The organism is Eggerthella sp. AM16-19 (assembly GCF_003474385.1).
In the GTDB taxonomy this organism is placed as follows: Bacteria; Actinomycetota; Coriobacteriia; order Coriobacteriales; family Eggerthellaceae; genus Senegalimassilia.
Genome location: NZ_QUCY01000015.1, coordinates 36,658 through 54,021, shown reverse-complemented (window position 1 = coordinate 54,021; position 17,364 = coordinate 36,658). Strand labels below are relative to the sequence as shown.

Genomic DNA, 17,364 nt, shown 5'->3' with positions numbered 1-17,364 from the left:
GATCTTGCTCTATCCTTTACGCCTTCTCCACACGCACGGCGCACACCTTGTACTCCGGCGTTGCCGAGATGTTGTCGAGCGCTGCGTTGGTCAGCCAGTTTGCGTTGCCATCCTGGAAGTGGAACGGCATCCACACCTCGCCGGGATTGGTCTTTCCCGACACGCGAGCCTGGCTCTCGATGACGCCGCGGCGGCTGCTCACGCGCACACGGTCGCCGTCGGCGATACCCGCGGCGGCGGCGTCCGCGTCGTTGATCTCGATGAACGACGTGCCGTCGATCTGGTTGAGCCCCTCGGTGCGGCCCGTCATGGCCTGCGCGTTGTACTGCGCAAGCACGCGGCCCGTCATCATGATGAGCGGGAACTCCTCATCAGGCTGCTCGGCCGACGGACGGTACTGCGCCAGCGAGTATCCGCCCAAACCGCGCGAGAACGCACCCTCGTGCATGATGCGCGTGCCCGGATGGTCCGGACCCGTGCACGGCCACTGCAGGCCCTGCCCCGCCACGACGGCGGAGTCCAGGCGCGCATGGCTGATGCCCGCGTACGACGGCGTCAGGCTCGCCACCTCGTCCATGAGCTGCGCGCCCGTGAGCGTGGGCTGGTCATACCCCATGCGGCGCATGATGTCGGCGAACACCTCGGTGTCTAGACGTGCGCCCGCCGGACCGTCCACCGCCTTGCGCACGCGCTGCACGCGGCGCTCGGTGTTGGTGAACGTGCCCTCCTTCTCCGCATAGCTGCGACCGGGCAGGATGACGTCGGCATACTTCGCCGTCTCCGTCATGAACAGCTCCTCGCACACGAAGAAGTCCAGCGACTCCAACGCGCGGATGACGTGGCCCGTGTCCGGGTCGGTGCGCACCGGGTCCTCGCCGAACAGGAACAGGCCGCGGATGCGCCCGTCGATCATGGCGGGGAAGCACTCAGTGGCCTTCAGACCGGCAGCCTGGTTCAGCTCGACGCCCCATGCGGCCTCGAACTTCGCGCGCATCTCGGGGTTCGCCACCTTCTGATAGCCAGTGAAGTCTGCCGGGCCCGCGCCCATGTCGCACGCGCCCTGCACGTTGTTCTGGCCGCGCAGCGGGTTGATGCCGCAGCCGGGACGGCCCAGCTTGCCCGCGGCCAGCGCCAGGTTCGACAGCGCCATAACGCTCTCGGTGCCCGTGGAGTGCTCGACCACGCCCAGGCAGTAGACGATGGGGGCGCGCTCGGCCGTCGCGTACATCTCGGCGGCCGCCTCCAGGTCGCGCGCATCGATGCCGCAGATCTCGGCCACGCGCTCGGGGGTGTAGTCGGCCACCATGGCGGCAAGCTCGTCGAAGCCCTCGGTGCGGCTTTCCACGAACTCGCGGTCCACCAGGCCCTTCTGTATCAGCACGTTCACCATGCCGTTCGCGAACGCCACGTTCGTGCCGGGACGCAGCTTCAGGTGGATATCGGCCTTCTTCGCCAGCCCGATCTCGCGCGGGTCCACCACGATCAGCTTCGCGCCGCGCTCGACCGCCTGCCGCAGGCGCATGCCCATGACCGGGTGCGCCTCTTCCGGATTGCTGCCCACCAGCAGGATGACCTGCGAATCCTCGCACACATCCTTGATGGAGTTCGTCATTGCGCCCGAACCAAGTGTAGTTGCCAGACCGGCAACGGTGGGGGCGTGTCAAACACGTGCGCAGTTATCGACATTGGGGCTGTCGAATGCGCACCTCGCCATCTTCTGGAAGAGATAGATATCCTCGTTGGTGGAACGCGAGCACGCGAACGCCGCGATGCTCTCGCCGCCGTGCTCCTCCTTGAGCTCGGCGAACTTGCGCGCCACCAGGTCGAGCGCCGTATCCCAATCGGCGGGCTCGAACTCGCCGGTCTCGGGGGTTTTCACCAACGGCGTGGTGATGCGGTCGGGGGAATTCACGAAGTCGAAGCTGCCGGAACGGCCCTTCACGCACAGCAGGCCGTCGTTGGACGGGCCGTCGGCGGCCTGCACGTCCACGATCTGATCGCCCTTCACCACCAGGTCGAGCTGGCAGCCCACGCCGCAGTGCGGGCAGGTGGTGCGAACGGTATGGGTGTCCCATTCGCGGTACAACCCGCGGCGCTTCTCCACCAGGGCGCCCGTCGGGCACGCCTGCGCGCAGTTGCCGCAGCTCTCGCAGATGGTGGCATCCCAGTTCGGCCCGAACGGCGCGCGGATGGTGGTGCGCACGCCGCGCTTGCCCGTTTGCAGCACATGGTTGCCTGCCGCGTTGTTACACGCGCCCACGCAGCGCTGGCAGGCGATGCACAGGTTGGGGTCGAAGCGCAGGAACGGGTTGGAGTCCAGCACCGGCTTGCGCGTTTGCGCAACGGGGAAGGTGGGGTGCGAAACGCCCACCTCGCGCGCCACGGCCTGCAGCTCGCAGGCGCCGTTCTTCACGCAGCTGAAGCAGTAGTCCGTCGAATCCAAGCCGTGGTTGGAGATCAGCAGGTCAACGGCCATGCGGCGATACTTCAGCACGCGCTCGGTGGCCGTCTGCACCTGCATGCCGTCGACCACGCGCGTGGTGCACGCGGGCACGGGGGCGTCCTGCCCCTCGACGTCGACCACGCACACGCGGCACGACCCGATGGCGCTGCGCTCGGCCAGGTAGCACAGCGTGGGGATGCGGATGCCTGCCTCGCGGGCGGCTTCCAAAACGGTCTGGCCCTCGCGCGCCTCGAGCGCGCGGCCGTCGATGGTGATGTTAAGCATACTGGATACGCCCCCCTTCGCAGGCGCCGGCGCCGAAGTGGTCGCAGCGCAGGCAGCGGCCACATTCCTGCATGGCCTCCTCCGTGCTCATGGGAACCTCGACGGCATCGAAATCGTTCTTGCGCTCGCGCGCGGGGCGCTCGAGCACCTCCACGCGGCCGTACGCCGCGCGGTCGTTGGGCTGGGCCGGCGGAACCGCCACGCCGCAGTCGAGCGTGTGGTTAAAGCCCAGCATATGGTCGATGTTGCGTGCGACAACCTTGCCGGCGGCGATGGCCTTGATAGCCGACGCCGGGCCGGTTTGGCAGTCACCGCCCACGAACACGTTCGCGCCCGCGGAGGCATCGGCGCCGCGGGCGGCAAGCGCCTCGGCGTCCATCTGCGCATGCAGCTGCTCGTCCGCCTTGAACTCGCCCCATTCGGCAGCCATGCCGAACTCCTCGAACGGCGCGGACACGATGTTCTGCCCCACGGCGATCAGGATGACATCGGCGGGGATACGCATCTGCGGCTTGTCGGCGGCCACGGGCGCGGGACGGCCGCGCTTGACCGGGCCGATCATCTGCGGGTTCGTCAGCAGCGCGCAGCAGCGGCCCTGCTCGTCCTTCTCGATGGCGGCCGGCGCCTGCAGCGTGATCATCTCCACGCCCTCGGCGATGGCCGACTCGATCTCGGCCGGCAGCGCCGTCATGTCGGAGATGCGGCGGCGATACACCACCGACACCTCCTCGGCGCCGGCGCGCACCGCCGTGCGGCAGCAGTCCATGGCGACGTTGCCGCCGCCGATGACGGCCACCTTCTTGCCCGTGAAGTCGGGGTAATCGCCATCGCCGATGCGTCCGAGCAGGTCGACGGCGGAAAACACGCCTTCGGCATCCGTGCCGTCTATGCGCAGGCCCTTACCGGTTTGCGCGCCGATGGCCACGTACACGGCGTCGTAATCCGCGGAAAGCTGCGCCATGCGCGCAGCGTCCACGGGGCTTTCGGTATGCACGGTGATGCCGCCCACGGCCAGGATGCCGCGAATATCCTCGTCCAGGCGCTCGCGCGGGAAGCGGTACGCGGGGATGCCGTAACGGATCATGCCGCCCAGCTGCTTGCGCCCCTCGAACACGTCCACGTCATGGCCCATCAGGGTGGCGAAGTACGCGCAGGTCAAACCGGACGGGCCGCCGCCCACGACCGCCACGCGGCGGCCGGTTGCAGGCAGACGCTTCGGCACGGGCACCTGGTCGGCGCGCGCGTGCTCGCAGGCGAACTCTTTGATGCCGCGGATGTTGAGCGGCGCGTCGATGAGCGTGCGGCGGCAGCGCTGCTCGCAGGGGTGCTCGCACACCAGGCCGCACGCGGTGGGGAACGGGTTGTCCTTGCGGATCATCTGCACGGCGCCGGCGTAATCGCCCTGCGCCACCAGCGCGATGTAGGCGGGCACGTTCACATGCGCCGGGCAGAACGTCTCGCACGGCACCGACTGGCCCACGCTGCGCTGGCATTCATGCTTGCTCACGTGGCTTTCAACCTCGGCGGCGAAGGCGTCCAGGCCCTCCAACAGGGCGTTCGCCGATTCGTAGCCGATGGCGCAATCCGACGTGTCGCGCACCATCTCGGCCAGCGCGCGCATGCGCTCGACCTCGGCCGCGTCGGCCTGGCAATCCACCAGATGGCGCAGCATGCCCGCCAGCTGAGGCAGGCCGTCGCGGCACGGCACGCATTTGCCGCACGTTTGCAGCGCGCCCTCCTCGAGCAGCGTCAGCTGCTGCGCCAGAGGGCACATGCCCGGCGGCATGGCGTCTACGCGACGCTTCTGCCGGTCCAGGAACCCGCCAATGCGGGCATCGTCCGCCGAAGCGGGCGCAATGGACAATCTCGTCATTTCTCCCCCGTTTCGCCTGCTTATGCAGGCTTGCAACGCTTGCATGGGGACGGCAATGGCGCAAGCCGCCCCATCGTACTCCTAGTGTTTTGATACTTGCGCAGTATCCTATGACATAAGGCGAAGGCTCAGGTTTCGGTCTTGTTAACCCTCCGAACAAACACAAGCCGCAAAGCAAAAAAGACCGCCGCCCGAAGCGCAAGCCGAAAACGGCGAACGCTCCAAGCGACGGCCCTTAAACCCCCAAGACGCACCCGCCAGACACTTCGGGGACATAGCACTAAGTGTCCGAAGTCAACCCGCGAAACCCGCCGGGCGCTTCGATCGGACACTTCGGGGACGTAGCATTATCTGTCAGGAACCAGCCCTGAACAGCCCAAACGCCTCGAGCGCGTAGCGTTATCTGCCCGAGCGATCCGAACGCCTCGGATGCGCAGCATCAATCGCCCGAAAAGCACGCATCTCAAACGCGCGGCCCTACGCGCCCGGGGCCTCCGCCCCACGCGGGCCAACGCCCCTTCCGCGCAAAACCCTCCTTACAGCGCGGCCTTGATGGCGCGAGACAGGTCCTCGAAGGTCTCGTACGCGGGGATCTCCGGATGCTCGGCCTTGATGGTGACGGTGCTGCGGAACAGGAAACCCGCCTTCGACGCCTTGATCATGCCCAGGTCGTTGTAGCTGTCGCCCGAGGCGATGGTCTCGAAACCGCAGGAATGTAGCGCGCGGACCGTGGTCAGCTTCGTCTGATCGCAGCGCATGCGGTAGCCGGTGATGGTGCCGTCGTCGGCGACTTCCAGCGTGTTGCAGAAGATGGTCGGCCAGCCGAGCTTCTCCATGATAGGCTGGGCGAACTGCTCGAACGTGTCGCTGATGATGATCACCTGGGTCTGCGCGCGCAGGTCGTCCAGGAACTCCTTGGCGCCGGGAACGGGCTGGATGTCGGCGATGACTTCCTGGATCTGCGGCAGGCCCATGCCGTGGCGGCGCAGCACGTCCAGGCGGAACTTCATGAGTTTGTCGTAGTCGGGCTCATCGCGCGTGGTGCGCATAAGGTCGGGGATGCCGGCCTTCTCCGCGAACGCGACCCAGATCTCCGATGCCAGCACGCCTTCCAGGTCCAGACATACGATATTCATTCCCATGAGGGTTCCTTTCACGTTGCCGTTGCTTTCGCAAGCCTTCTATGCGCATAAGCATAGGCTAACCAGCCGGCGTGCCCGCCCACGTTCCGGCCAGTGCCGCGAGCGAAAGGGGAAACGGCACCCGATAGGGAAATCGCGCCGCTGACAGATAACGCTACGTCCCCAAGGCGTCAGGCTTTCAGGCGCGTTGCTGGAATGACGAAGGCTCCATCCTTTCGACGCCAAGCGTAACCGCCTGACGTTGCCGCAGCGCAAAGCAAGCAGCCGACCGCCGTCTTCCCTACGCTCCCAGCAACGCTGCGGGAATCACCATTACGCCGTCGTCGCGTGTATACGCAAGGTTTCCGCGACCGACCACCACAGCCAGAAACGCCGGCTCCGCGTTACGCGCGACAGGGTTCGCCGTCACCTTATCGCGCAGCTTTTTCAAACTTGCCGCGCCCTCGTCGGCCTTCGCGTCGCTAAGCTTCACCTCAACGCCGCCCCATCGACCGCCGCACTCAACGACAGCATCCACTTCAAGCCCCTGGTCGTCGCGATAGTAGTGCAACTCGTTGCCAAGCCCCGCGTACGTTGACAGGAAGACGCGCAGATCGCGGATGACCAGGTTCTCGAACAGCATTCCCAGCGTTTGCGCATCATGGAGAAGCGCCTGCGGAGTTGCGCCGAGAAGCGCAGCCGCCAGCGAAGGGTCGCAAAAATATCGCTTCGGCTTCACCCTCACACGCGCTTTCGCCCGCATGGGCGGCTCCCACCCATGCAAGCCCTCCGTCAGCTTGAGCCTATCGAACAAATCGAGATACGCGGCAACGGTATCGACGTCAGGGCCCGATTCTCCGCCCGATGCGTCCCTTGCCAGGGTTTTGTACGTTGCCGCCTGGCTTACGTTCATGGCTAACGCCCGAAGCAGCGCCAACGCCGTTTCGGGCGACCGGCCATCTTCGATAACGTTCACGTCCAGAACGGATCGAATATATTGCGAAGCCGTTTCCGCTGCCGCCTCATCCGACAGCCCGATATTTGCCGGCCATCCGCCTCGACAGCACCAGCGCGCCACATCCGCAAGCCCCGTTTCCTTACGAGCCGGACGAAGCGCCTCGCCATCCAAAAGCGCACGCAACGATGCTTTCGCATCGCCTTCGCCAGACTCGCACAACGCCATCGGACGCATGGAAAGTCGAGCGATCCTGCCGGTTCCGGTATGGCGAACTTTTTCGCGCTCGTCGGGTTTAAGCGCCGTAGAGCCAGTGAGCAACAGCATGCCGCGCTTATTTCCTGCATCGTCAACGAAGCGTCGCGCTGCATCCCAAACCTCGGGGACCTCCTGCCACTCGTCTACAAGATGAGGCGGATCGCCCATCAGCGCGAGCGACGGATCCATTTCCGCCGCCTCGCGTTCGGCCGGATCGTCGAGCTTCGTCATGCTTGTGCATCGAGTTCGGGCCGTCCATGTTTTCCCACACCATTTCGGGCCGTTGATCTCCACACAGCCAAAAGAATCCATGAGGGCATCTAGACGGTTTTCCACCAGCCGCGGCATATATCCTTCAGGTGTCAATTTTTTTGCATCCGACATGGTGAAACCTTTCGCCACACTATTGTCATTCGGTATTTTACAGGCTTTCCATTCGGTAAATTATATGCTTCGCGTTCGGTATTTTATAGGCTTTCCATTCGGGATTTTCCGCACACGAAAGCACCTGCAGGGACGATGCTTTGCCCGACAGGCCGAATCGCCCGCGATGCCCGCAACCAGGTCCAGGACGGTTATCCCAGATGGCGGCATCCGCGCATTCAAGCGCCGGCAAGTCAAGGCAAGCACAACCGCGGCGACGATGCCGACCGACGCAGAAGGAAACGCGGGCGAAATCTCGCACGCCCCCGCCACGTTCCGGCCAATGCCGCGAGCGAAGGGGGGGAACGGCACCCGATGAGGCAATCGCATCCCCGACAGATAACGCTACGTCCCCAAAGCGTCAGGCTTATGACGAAACGCCGGCAACCCGCGACGTTGCGTTATCATCGGCTCATCCGTTCGATATGGAAGGGGACCGATGGCGCGGTTGTTCATTGTCGAGGACGATGCCTCCCTACGGGAGAATCTTGTGCGCATGCTCAAACTTAAAGGGCACGAATGCCTTTGCTGCGAGTCGTTCGCTAACGCCGCGGGCGAGGCTTTGGCCGCATGCCCCGATTGCATCCTGCTCGACCTTTCGCTTCCCGGCGCGTACGGCCACGAGATCTGCCGCTCCATCCGCCAGGAAAGCAACGTTCCCATCATCGTCCTGACCTCCTCCGATAGCGAATTCGACGAGGTCATGAGCATGAACGTCGGCGCGGACGACTACGTGGTCAAGCCCTATCGCCTCGCCGCGCTGCTCGCCCGCATCGACCGCGCGCTCGCGCGCAGCGGGTCCGCCGACCCGGCGCGCGGGAGGCTCGAGCGCGGCGGCGTCTCGCTCGACCCCGTGCGGGCCGAGGCGTCGTATCGCGGCAAAACCGTCGAGCTGTCACGCAACGAGCTGCTGATCTTGCGCATCCTCATGGAGAATGCGGGCTCCATTATCTCGCGCAGCGAGCTGATGGACGAGCTGTGGCAAACCGACGCGTTCGTCGACGACAACACGCTCACAGTGAACGTGAACCGCCTGCGCCACAGTTTGAAATCCGCAGGCGTGCCCGATGATTTCATCACCACCCGCCGCGGCCTGGGCTACGTGGTCCGATGAACGCCTACTCTTTCGGCGCCTACCTCCGCTCGCACGCCGGGTTCGCGATCGGCGCGGTCGCGCTAGTTGCCGTTATCGCAGGCATCATGGCCGTCACCGGCTCGAACGCTTCCGCGATTGCGCTCGCTTCCTTCTGCGAAGCGGCGTTCGCCTGCGTCGCGCTTGCCGCGGGGTTTTTGCGCGATCGCGAGTTCTACCAGCAGCTCGACCTGTTCTGCGATTCGCCCGAAAACGCGCGCTACCTCTCGTCGATCCTGGACGAGCCGCGCACGCTCGAAAGCTCCGTCGCCTACCGCGCACTCGCCGTGCAAGGCAAAGCCGCCTCCGACGAGCTTGCCGCGCGTTCCCGCGACATGAAGGAGTACCGCGACTACATCGAGCTATGGGTCCACGAAGCCAAAACGCCCATCGCGTCGGCGCAGCTTGCGCTGTCGAACCTTCACGGGCCGGAAATCAACAAGGTACGCGGCGACCTCGACCGTATCGAATCACGCGTTGAGCAAGCGCTTTACTACGCGCGCTCGGCAACGCTGAGCGAGGACTTCTCCATTGAGGAACTCAACCTTGCGGCCCTCGCGCGCAAGGCGTGCTGCCAACGGTCCCGCACGCTCATCGGCGCAGGGGTCTCGCTCGAGTTCGCCATCGACGACGAACTCAAGGTGCTCGCCGACGCGAGATGGACCGACTTCATCATCGGCCAGGTTCTGGAGAACTCGGCGAAGTACGGCGCGAAAACCATCCGCTTCGAGGGCAGGGCGAAGGATGCGGGCACGAAAGACGGCTGCATCGAGCTAGCGATCAGCGACGACGGCGACGGCATCCCTGCCGCCGATGTGCCGCGCGTGTTCGATCGCGGCTTCACGGGAAGTCGGGGCCGCACGCACCACAAGGCAACGGGCATGGGGCTGCACCTGGCCGCCGTAGCCTGCGAAAGAATGGGCCTTGGCCTGCGCGTTTCATCAGAAGAGGGCACGGGCACCACCGTTGCCCTGACCTTCCCGATCGACCGCACGCGCATGGATTTGGCCGCCAACCTTACAACATCGTAAGATTGCGGTAAGGCCCTTCGATGGCTCCGTTTTCGCAAGCGCCGCATCATGGGGATATGCCGAATCAAAGAGAAAGGAATCCCCCATGACCATAGTTACCGCAACCCCACCGGCAGGCATCGCGAACGCGGGCCGGCCCGACAGCCGCAACGTCCTGCTTTCCGTGCGCGACGTTCGGAAGGTGTACGGCTCGCGAGAGGCCGTCACGCGCGCGCTCGACGACGTGTCGTTCGACATCTGCAAAGGCGAGTTCGTCGGCGTGATGGGCCCATCGGGCTCGGGCAAAAGCACGCTTCTGAACTGCATCTCCACCATCGACACCGTGACCAGCGGAAACATCATCCTAAACGGGCTCGACATCACGCAGCTGCGCAGCCGTCAGCTCTCCAAGTTCCGCCGCGATGACCTAGGCTTCATCTTCCAGGACGCAAACCTGCTTGACACCCTGACCGGTTTCGAGAACATCGCCCTGGCCCTTACCATCAAGGGCGAGAAGGCCGATGCCGTCCGCGCGAAGGTCGATAGCACCGCGAACATGCTCGGCGTGACGGACGTCCTGCGGAAATACCCGCGCCAGATGTCGGGCGGCCAGCGCCAACGCGTTGCCGCGGCGCGCGCCATCGTCGCCGACCCGAAGCTGGTCCTTGCCGACGAGCCCACCGGTGCGCTCGATTCGCGCAACGCCGCAGTCCTCCTTGAAACCCTCGAGGTATTGAACGCAAAGCTGCATGCCACCATCATGATGGTCACGCACGATGCGGTCGCGGCCTCCTACGCCGATCGCATCCTGTTCATCAAAGACGGCAAGCTGTTCAACGAGCTGCGCCGCGGCGATGACGCCCGAACCGATTTCTACCAGCGCATCCTCGAGGTTCAGGCGTTCCTTTCCGGCAAGCAGGGCGACTCCCCCGCGGTCGGATTCGCGCCCTCGCACGCTGCCAAGCCGCGCAACTAGGCGGTGGCCATCATGTTGATGAAACTTGCCTTGCGCAACGTACGCCGCAGCATGCGCGACTACGCTGTGTATTTCGTTACCCTCACTTTGGGCGTGGCGGTGTTCTACGCCTTCAACGCTATCGAGGACTCCCGCGTGCTGTTCGAGGCCCAAGAAGGCGCCGCGAACGTGTTTCTAGCGTCCGGTGAGAGCATTTTCGACATCCTCGCCCAGGTCATGACCTATTTCAGCGTCGTCGTCGCCGTGGTTTTGGGCTTTTTGGTCCTGTACGCCAACCGGTTCGTTGTTCGGGCACGCAAAAAGGAGTTCGGCACGTACCTGCTGCTGGGCATGAGCCCGCGCCAAGTCTCTTCGGTGGTGCTGATGGAAACGCTGATCGTCGGCGTGATCGCACTGCTGGCGGGCCTTGGGTTGGGCTTTTTGATTTCGCAAGCGATCGCCTTCGCCACGGCTGGCCTCATCGGCGTGGCTATCAGCGACTACCATCTGCTGTTCAGCGCCCGGTCCGCCGAGCTGACGCTGGGGTGCTTCGCGCTCATCTTCGTTGTGGTCGCTCTGTTCAACGCCGTGCAGATTTCGCGCTGCAAGCTTGCCACGCTGCTTTCGGCCAACTCCCGCAACGAGCGCATGCCCGTGCGCAACCCCATCGTCTGCCTCGTTGTCTTCGTGCTGTCGTGCCTGATTCTGGCGAAGGCGTATGCCGAGCTCAACCTCGACGGCCTCGTGTACTTCGGCGAGCACTTCCGCACCGCAACCGCGCTGATGCTCGTCGGCACGCTGGGCCTGTTCTGGTCGGCATCGGGGTTCTTCATCCTGCTGATCCAGCGCCTGCGCAGCATCTATTTCAAGGGACTTGCCATGTTCACCATGCGCCAAATCGCCGCGAAGGTGAACACTGCGTTCGTATCGCTGTGGGCGGTTACCGTTCTTCTATTCTTTAGCATCGTTGTGTTCTCCACGGGCTTCAGTCTGGCGTCGCTCTTCTCCGACCAGCTAGAGGAGAACACCCAGTTCGACGCATCCATCCGCGCGAACCTGATGTCGCTCGACATCTCCGATATGGAAGCGGTGCCGGCAGACCAGTATGGCGGGGAAGAGGAGAAGGCGGCCGCGATTCGGGAAGCCGAGGCCCAGCGCAACGAGATCCACAGCCTGTGGCAGGCGAACGGCGGTTCCACCGCCGCGTATATGAAGTCGCTCATTCCCGATTGGGACGAGCGCGTGACCGGCTCGGCTCAGGTGGACACGTGGCTTGCGAACGATTTGACGGAAAGACAGCTTGTCGATGCGTGCGGATTCACACTTGCCCAAATCGGCTCCGACGAGAACTCCAGCATGGCCGACGAGGGTGTGCAGTACGTGCCGTTATCGCAGTTCAACGCCGCACGTCAGCTTACAGGCGAAAAGCCGATCGAGCTTGCTCCCAACGAGTACCTGGTCGACAACACGGTCGATAAATCTGCCGACTACGCGAAGGCTCTTGGCCAGAAAGGGCGCACCATCACCGTTGACGGCCATGAGCTGACCGCATCCGGGCAGGTTGTCTCGCAATCGCTCCAGGTGAGCAACATGAGCTGCCTGATCGCCGTGCTGGTTGTTCCCGATGAATTGGCGGCTGACAGGTTCGCCGCCGGCGATCTACCGTCTATGAGCGAGTTGAACGTCAACCTGGTTGGCGACTCGCTAGAACAGGCCATGAAAGACCTGATGGCCGAGTACGGCAAGGCAGTTCCCCCGAGCGAAGAGCATGCCGAGATGGGCTCGACCTACGAGTCTGGCGCATGGCCGGCGTCTTACTACTACACAAGCGAGGGCGTTATCGCCGATAGCATGGGGCTTAAGCTGCTCTTGGTTTACCTGGCGCTCTACATAGGGTTTGTCTTCCTGATGACTACCGCAGCGGTCCTTTCCGTTCAGCAACTCTCCGAGATAGCGGATGGTATCCCTCGCTATCGCCTGCTGGCCCAGCTCGGATGCGACAGGAGCATGGTGCTGCGAAGCCTGCGCACGCAGATCGGCATCTATTTCGTGGCTCCGCTCCTGGTCGCAGGCTGCCATTCCGCATGCGCGATCAGCCTTCTGTACAAGAACCTGCTATCGCTTTGGGGCGCGGGGGCTGTTACCGGCACGCTTACCATCGGCATCGCGCTGGTAGTTACGGTATATGCAATCTACTTGGCGTCGACGTACCTGGTTGCACGATCGGCAGTGATCTCCGGCGCAGGCAAGAAGTTGCTTGCGTAGCCGAACACCGAAACGATAAAGGGCGGTTGCCTGCGAACGATTCGCATGGCGGCCGCCCCTTACTTCACGCGCAAAACCACGTATTCGTTCAAGTTCCCTGTCCTGCCATCTGCCTCGAAACGGCTCACGAGGTCCGCAGAATCCGCCATCATCGCCAACAGCCGCTCGATTTCCGGCTCGTCGAAATGGTGGCAATAGCGGTACAGCCCCTGCGTGTCCTGCCAACCCAGCAGATAATCGTTCGGCGGCAGCTCGGGAATCCCCAGCTCAGCACGCGCACGGCTCGTGGTTTCCTTCGCCTTCCCCGCCAGCTTATCGCTGTTCAGGAATCGCCAGAAGCTCACTGCCACGAACCCACCCGGGCGCACCTTCGCGATAAGCGTGCGCAGAAGCTCCGCACGCCAGCATTCCAACGGCACATGATGCATGAACCCGAACGATACGGCCAGGTCGCGGGACGCGTCCGGCGCCTCAAGCGACTCCCGAAGGCGGCCGCCGGAAAGCCGCTCGATCACATCAAGGTTCTGGAAGGCTATTCGGGACAAGGGCCCGAACTCACTCCGCTCCCCCGCTTCCACCAGCGGCTCGCAATTGTCCACCGCCCAACCCGACAGCATCCTGCCAGGCAAGGCGTCCGCCAAATATCGCTCGAAACGCAGATTGCCGCACGCCACATCGAGCACGCGCAGCAGCTCTCGCTCAGCTGCACGCGCATCCATGACCTCGAGCAAGCGCACCCAGCCCTGCCATGGCGACTGCCGTGTCTGCGAGAACGATTCCGCGTTCGCGCGATAAAACTCGCCGGTCAGCGCGCACAAGCGCAGCGCCAGCACCTCTTCGGCGCCCCTTGCCGCACCACCGCTCGCCACAAGGTCTTCAGCCGCATCGGCCGCGCAAGCTGCGCCGCTGCTTGCGACTGCAAACGCGTGCCCGCGGTTGGCGCCCCCACGCAGTTCCATATTCCTACGACTCGCGCATCTCTCGGGCGCACTGCGCCAGCACGGCAACGAAGCGATCCACATCTTCAGGAGTATTGCGATGGAAGAAGCTTGCACGCAGCGTTTCCTTGCCCTCGCGAAGCGGGATGCCTGCCGCCTGCAGCGCCAGCGGATGCTTCGGACGCCACGTGCCCGGCGCGACGGTGGTGTGACTTTCCTCGCACGCCGAGGCGCGCGACACGCACACGCGGCGACCGGACAGATACTTCACCGACACGGCGTTGGGCAAACCCGGCACGCTGATGCTCAGAATGTAGGGGCTTCCGCCTTCGGGCGCATGCACAACCACATCGGGGATCTCGCGCTTCAAGCCCTCGATGGCGCGCTCGCGAAGGCTTGCCGCGTATTCCATGTCCGTTTCCATATGCGCCGCCGTGATGCGCACGGCTTCCGCCATGCCCACGGCAAGGAATACCGGCTCAGTGCCCGAACGCAAACCGCGCTCCTGGTTGCCGCCGAACGCGGTGGTATGCATGGGGAGGCCGCGCCGCACATACAGGATGCCGATGCCGCGCGGCCCGCCGATCTTGTGCGCGCCCGCCGTAAGCAGTTGCACGCCCCATTCGCGAGGGTCGACAGGCATCTTGCAAAACGCCTGCGTGGCATCGCAGTGCAGCGGCACGCCCGGAGCAAGCTCGTCACGCAGCTGCGCGATTTCAGGAATAGGGAAGATCCAACCCGTCTCGTTTTGCACGCGCATCACCGAGATAAGCGACGTGGGACCGTCCTGCAACTGTTCGGCCAGCTGCTCCATGTCGAAGCAGCCATCCGGCGCATCGACGTAGCGGCAATCCCAATCAAAATCGCGTCGCATGCCGCGAACGGTTCGGGTCACCGACGAATGCTCCAACGTGGAGGTGATGATCTTGCCCGGATTCTCACGCTGAGCCAAGCACGCCCCGCGTATGGCTAGATTGTTCGATTCCGTCGACCCGGAAGTGAAATAGATCTCATCAGCATCAACGCCAAGCACATCGGCGATGATCGCACGACTGTCCTCAAGCATCTCCTTTGCGCGACGCCCTACCACATGCGGCGACGAAGGATTGCCCCAGCCATCCATCATGACCTCGTGCATGCGCGCAAGCACTTCCGGATAAGGAGGCGTCGTTGCGGCGTTGTCCAGATATGTAAGCGGCTTGTCCACGGGCATTCCCATCGTTGCTTCGTTTCGTTCTTTTCCTTAATTCTAACGTGGCCGTTTAAATGGCACTAAGCCAACATCACTTGGGAACTGATTTCTCGATAAGCGGATAATGCCTGGTCATTAGCCTTTTTGACACACCATCGATAAGCGCTCTGCATCATCTAAGCCCCAACCCGTCGAGCATTTGCATGGAACCGCCGCGTATGTTCCGCAAGGCCTTCACGTATGTGTAGACATTTCGGCGCAAGCGACGATATCGAGCGCTCCCCAAAACCCAAAGCGTTTCTTGCCGCTTCCACGTCCAGCACGCGATCAGGCCCCGCGCTCGACTCTGTTCCCCAACCATAGCTGTTGCATTCCTGGTCCCCAGCTTCGTACACGCCCAAGCGTAATGAGACAAAGCCGGGGCGGTTTGCGCGTCGGCCGACCCGCGCACAATTGCACGGCTTTTCTTGACACAGGCGCACCACCCCTTCGCCCCTTTGCGCGATGCCGTACAATACCGGCTATGGAAAAGACACTGCAGAACATCCTCGGAGAGATCCGCCGAACCAACGCCCCGCTTGCCCCCGATGCACTCGATCGCATCATCCGCGCCCGAAACCGCGAGGTGGCCGGCCCCGTCCGCTATGTGGCGAAGAAGAAGCTGCTGCCGTTTTATCAGGAGGCGAAGGAACACCGCCCCGAACAGTGGCATACCTGGGGCGTTTCGCCCGCTGAAGAGGCCCTGCTTGTGCGAACGCTGCAGGTCAAACCCCGCCGCACCGCATCCGGTGTGGCCACCGTCACCGTGCTCACGAAGCCCTGGCCGTGCTCGAGCGCGTGCCTGTACTGTCCCAACGACGTGCGCATGCCGAAAAGCTACCTGCACGACGAGCCAGCCTGCCAACGAGCCGAGCGCAACTGGTTCGATCCGTATCTGCAGGTCACCGCGCGTTTGCGCACGCTGCACCAAATGGGGCACGTCACCGACAAGGTCGAGCTCATCGTGCTTGGCGGCACGTGGAGCGACTACCCCGAAGCCTACCAAATCTGGTACATGCACGAACTGTTCCGCGCCTTGAACGACATGGGCTGCGAAGCCACGGTAGAGTGTGAATCCGAAACGCGCCGCGAGCAATACCAAAACGCCGGCATAGCCTGCGAACGCGACGACCTTGCCGCCTGGGCCTCCGAAGCGCAAGCGCGCGTCACCGCCGGCGATGCCTCCTACAACGAAACGGTTCGAAACCTATACGCTTGCAGAACCCGCGCGGACGATTCCCGCTTGCGCACCCGAACGGATGACCGTAACACTACGACTGACAACGCTCTCGCAAACTGCACGACAATCGGCGATACGCAGAAGGCCGACCCCGAATCGGTCGCCCCTGAAGACCCGCAAGATGCAGCTCCCCGTAACGGCTGGGCCGCTGCCGCGCAATGGCAGACCGCAACGTTTTCCCAGCTAGAAGCCTTACAACGCGCAAACGAAACCGCCGAGCACCGTTGCGTGGGCCTGGTGGTGGAAACGCGTCCCGACGCCGTCACGCCGCAGCGCTTGGCCACACTGCGCCGCCTCGGCTGCACGAAGCTGCAAATGGGCATCCAAAGCCTGGACGAGCGCATCCTTGCGGCAAACCATCGCGGCATCGGCACCGATCGCATGCAGCAGGCCTTCGAGCTTGCCCGTATCTTCGGCTTCAAAACGCACGCGCACTTCATGACGAACCTGCTCGGCGCAACGCCCGAGAGCGACGCCGCCGATTATCGGCGCATGGTCGAGCATCCCGCCTTCAAGCCCGACGAGATCAAGCTGTACCCCTGCGCGCTTGTGGACGGCACGGGGCTGGTCGCACATTGGCGCGACGGCAGCTGGCGCCCCTACACCGAGCAGGAGCTTGTCAACCTGCTAGCCGAAGACGTGCTGGTCACGCCGCCGTTCACGCGCATATCGCGCATGATCCGCGACATCTCGGCACACGACATCATGACCGGCAACAAGAAAGTGAACCTGCGCCAGCTGGTCGACCTGGAACTCGCGAAACGACCCCAACCGGTGCAGGAGATCCGCTCCCGCGAAATCGCCTTCGGAGCCGCCGCAAGCGACGAGTTCTCACTTTCGGAAATCGCTTACGAAACGACGAACACCCACGAGGTGTTCCTGCAGTGGACAACGCCCGACAACCGCATCGCAGGCTTTCTGCGCCTATCCATGCCGAATGCCGACTACGTCGGCGCACACGTCGCTGACCTGCCTATCGATGCCGGCGAGGCCATGATTCGCGAGGTGCATGTATACGGACGCGTTGCCGGCCTGCATCAAGGTGGCCAAAACGCCCAGCACCGAGGTCTCGGCCGCATGCTCATCGAGCGAGCCTGCGATATAGCCCGCGACAACGGCTACACCGCCATAAACGTGATCAGCGCCATCGGCACACGCGGCTACTACCGCAAGCAAGGATTCGCCGACAGCGGGCTGTACCAGCAACGCAGCCTATAAGACGCAAGGCGGGCATC

At 63.6% G+C, this 17,364-nt stretch carries 11 protein-coding genes; 5 read left to right on the top strand and 6 right to left on the bottom strand.

Annotated features, from left to right (window positions below; genetic code table 11):
- Positions 1 to 16: 16 nt before the first annotated feature.
- From fdhF to DW178_RS07145, 4 genes are all read right to left on the bottom strand, one after another.
- Complete coding sequence (gene fdhF / locus DW178_RS07160) at positions 17 to 2,728, bottom strand: formate dehydrogenase subunit alpha (protein WP_118350320.1); 2,712 nt, start codon at positions 2,726 to 2,728, stop codon at positions 17 to 19.
- Positions 2,721 to 4,601 carry an NAD(P)-binding protein gene (locus DW178_RS07155; protein WP_118350319.1) on the bottom strand — a complete coding sequence of 627 codons (1,881 nt, stop codon included), beginning with the start codon at positions 4,599 to 4,601 and terminating at the stop codon, positions 2,721 to 2,723. The genes fdhF and DW178_RS07155 overlap by 8 nt, the downstream gene beginning before the upstream one ends.
- Positions 4,602 to 5,137: 536 nt before the next feature.
- Complete coding sequence (thrH, locus tag DW178_RS07150; RefSeq protein ID WP_286168570.1) at positions 5,138 to 5,743, bottom strand: bifunctional phosphoserine phosphatase/homoserine phosphotransferase ThrH; 606 nt, start codon at positions 5,741 to 5,743, stop codon at positions 5,138 to 5,140.
- Positions 5,744 to 6,023: 280 nt separating this feature from the next.
- Positions 6,024 to 7,247 carry an ATP-binding protein gene (locus DW178_RS07145; RefSeq protein ID WP_199669259.1) on the bottom strand — a complete coding sequence of 408 codons (1,224 nt, stop codon included), beginning with the start codon at positions 7,245 to 7,247 and terminating at the stop codon, positions 6,024 to 6,026.
- Positions 7,248 to 7,797: 550 nt separating this feature from the next.
- Between DW178_RS07145 and DW178_RS07140 the strand changes: the two genes are divergently transcribed.
- The 4 genes from DW178_RS07140 to DW178_RS07125 all read left to right on the top strand — a co-directional run bounded on the left by DW178_RS07140 (position 7,798) and on the right by DW178_RS07125 (position 12,720).
- Entirely contained in the window at positions 7,798 to 8,472 is a 675-nt protein-coding gene (locus tag DW178_RS07140) for a response regulator transcription factor (protein WP_118350318.1), read from the top strand.
- Positions 8,469 to 9,521 carry a sensor histidine kinase gene (locus DW178_RS07135; protein WP_118350317.1) on the top strand — a complete coding sequence of 351 codons (1,053 nt, stop codon included), beginning with the start codon at positions 8,469 to 8,471 and terminating at the stop codon, positions 9,519 to 9,521. The genes DW178_RS07140 and DW178_RS07135 overlap by 4 nt, the downstream gene beginning before the upstream one ends.
- Positions 9,522 to 9,606: 85 nt before the next feature.
- Positions 9,607 to 10,476, top strand: coding sequence for an ABC transporter ATP-binding protein (locus DW178_RS07130; RefSeq protein WP_118350316.1), 870 nt, complete (start codon positions 9,607 to 9,609; stop codon positions 10,474 to 10,476).
- A gap of 12 nt (positions 10,477 to 10,488) precedes the next feature.
- Entirely contained in the window at positions 10,489 to 12,720 is a 2,232-nt protein-coding gene (locus DW178_RS07125) for an ABC transporter permease (protein WP_118350315.1), read from the top strand.
- Between the two features lie 59 nt (positions 12,721 to 12,779).
- On the opposite strand, the gene DW178_RS07120 is transcribed toward DW178_RS07125, so the two are convergent.
- Together DW178_RS07120 and DW178_RS07115 are read right to left on the bottom strand one after the other, a co-directional pair.
- The gene (locus tag DW178_RS07120; protein ID WP_199669258.1) at positions 12,780 to 13,679 is read right to left on the bottom strand and encodes a class I SAM-dependent methyltransferase; all 900 of its coding nucleotides are present in this window, start codon (positions 13,677 to 13,679) and stop codon (positions 12,780 to 12,782) included.
- A gap of 4 nt (positions 13,680 to 13,683) precedes the next feature.
- A complete protein-coding gene (locus DW178_RS07115) occupies positions 13,684 to 14,877 on the bottom strand; it encodes a cysteine desulfurase family protein (RefSeq protein WP_118350314.1) in 1,194 nt (397 codons plus the stop codon).
- A 496-nt stretch (positions 14,878 to 15,373) separates the two neighbouring features.
- On the opposite strand from DW178_RS07115, the gene DW178_RS07110 reads away from it, so the two are divergent.
- A complete protein-coding gene (locus DW178_RS07110) occupies positions 15,374 to 17,347 on the top strand; it encodes an elongator complex protein 3 (RefSeq protein WP_118350313.1) in 1,974 nt (657 codons plus the stop codon).
- The last annotated feature ends 17 nt before the right edge of the window (positions 17,348 to 17,364 follow it).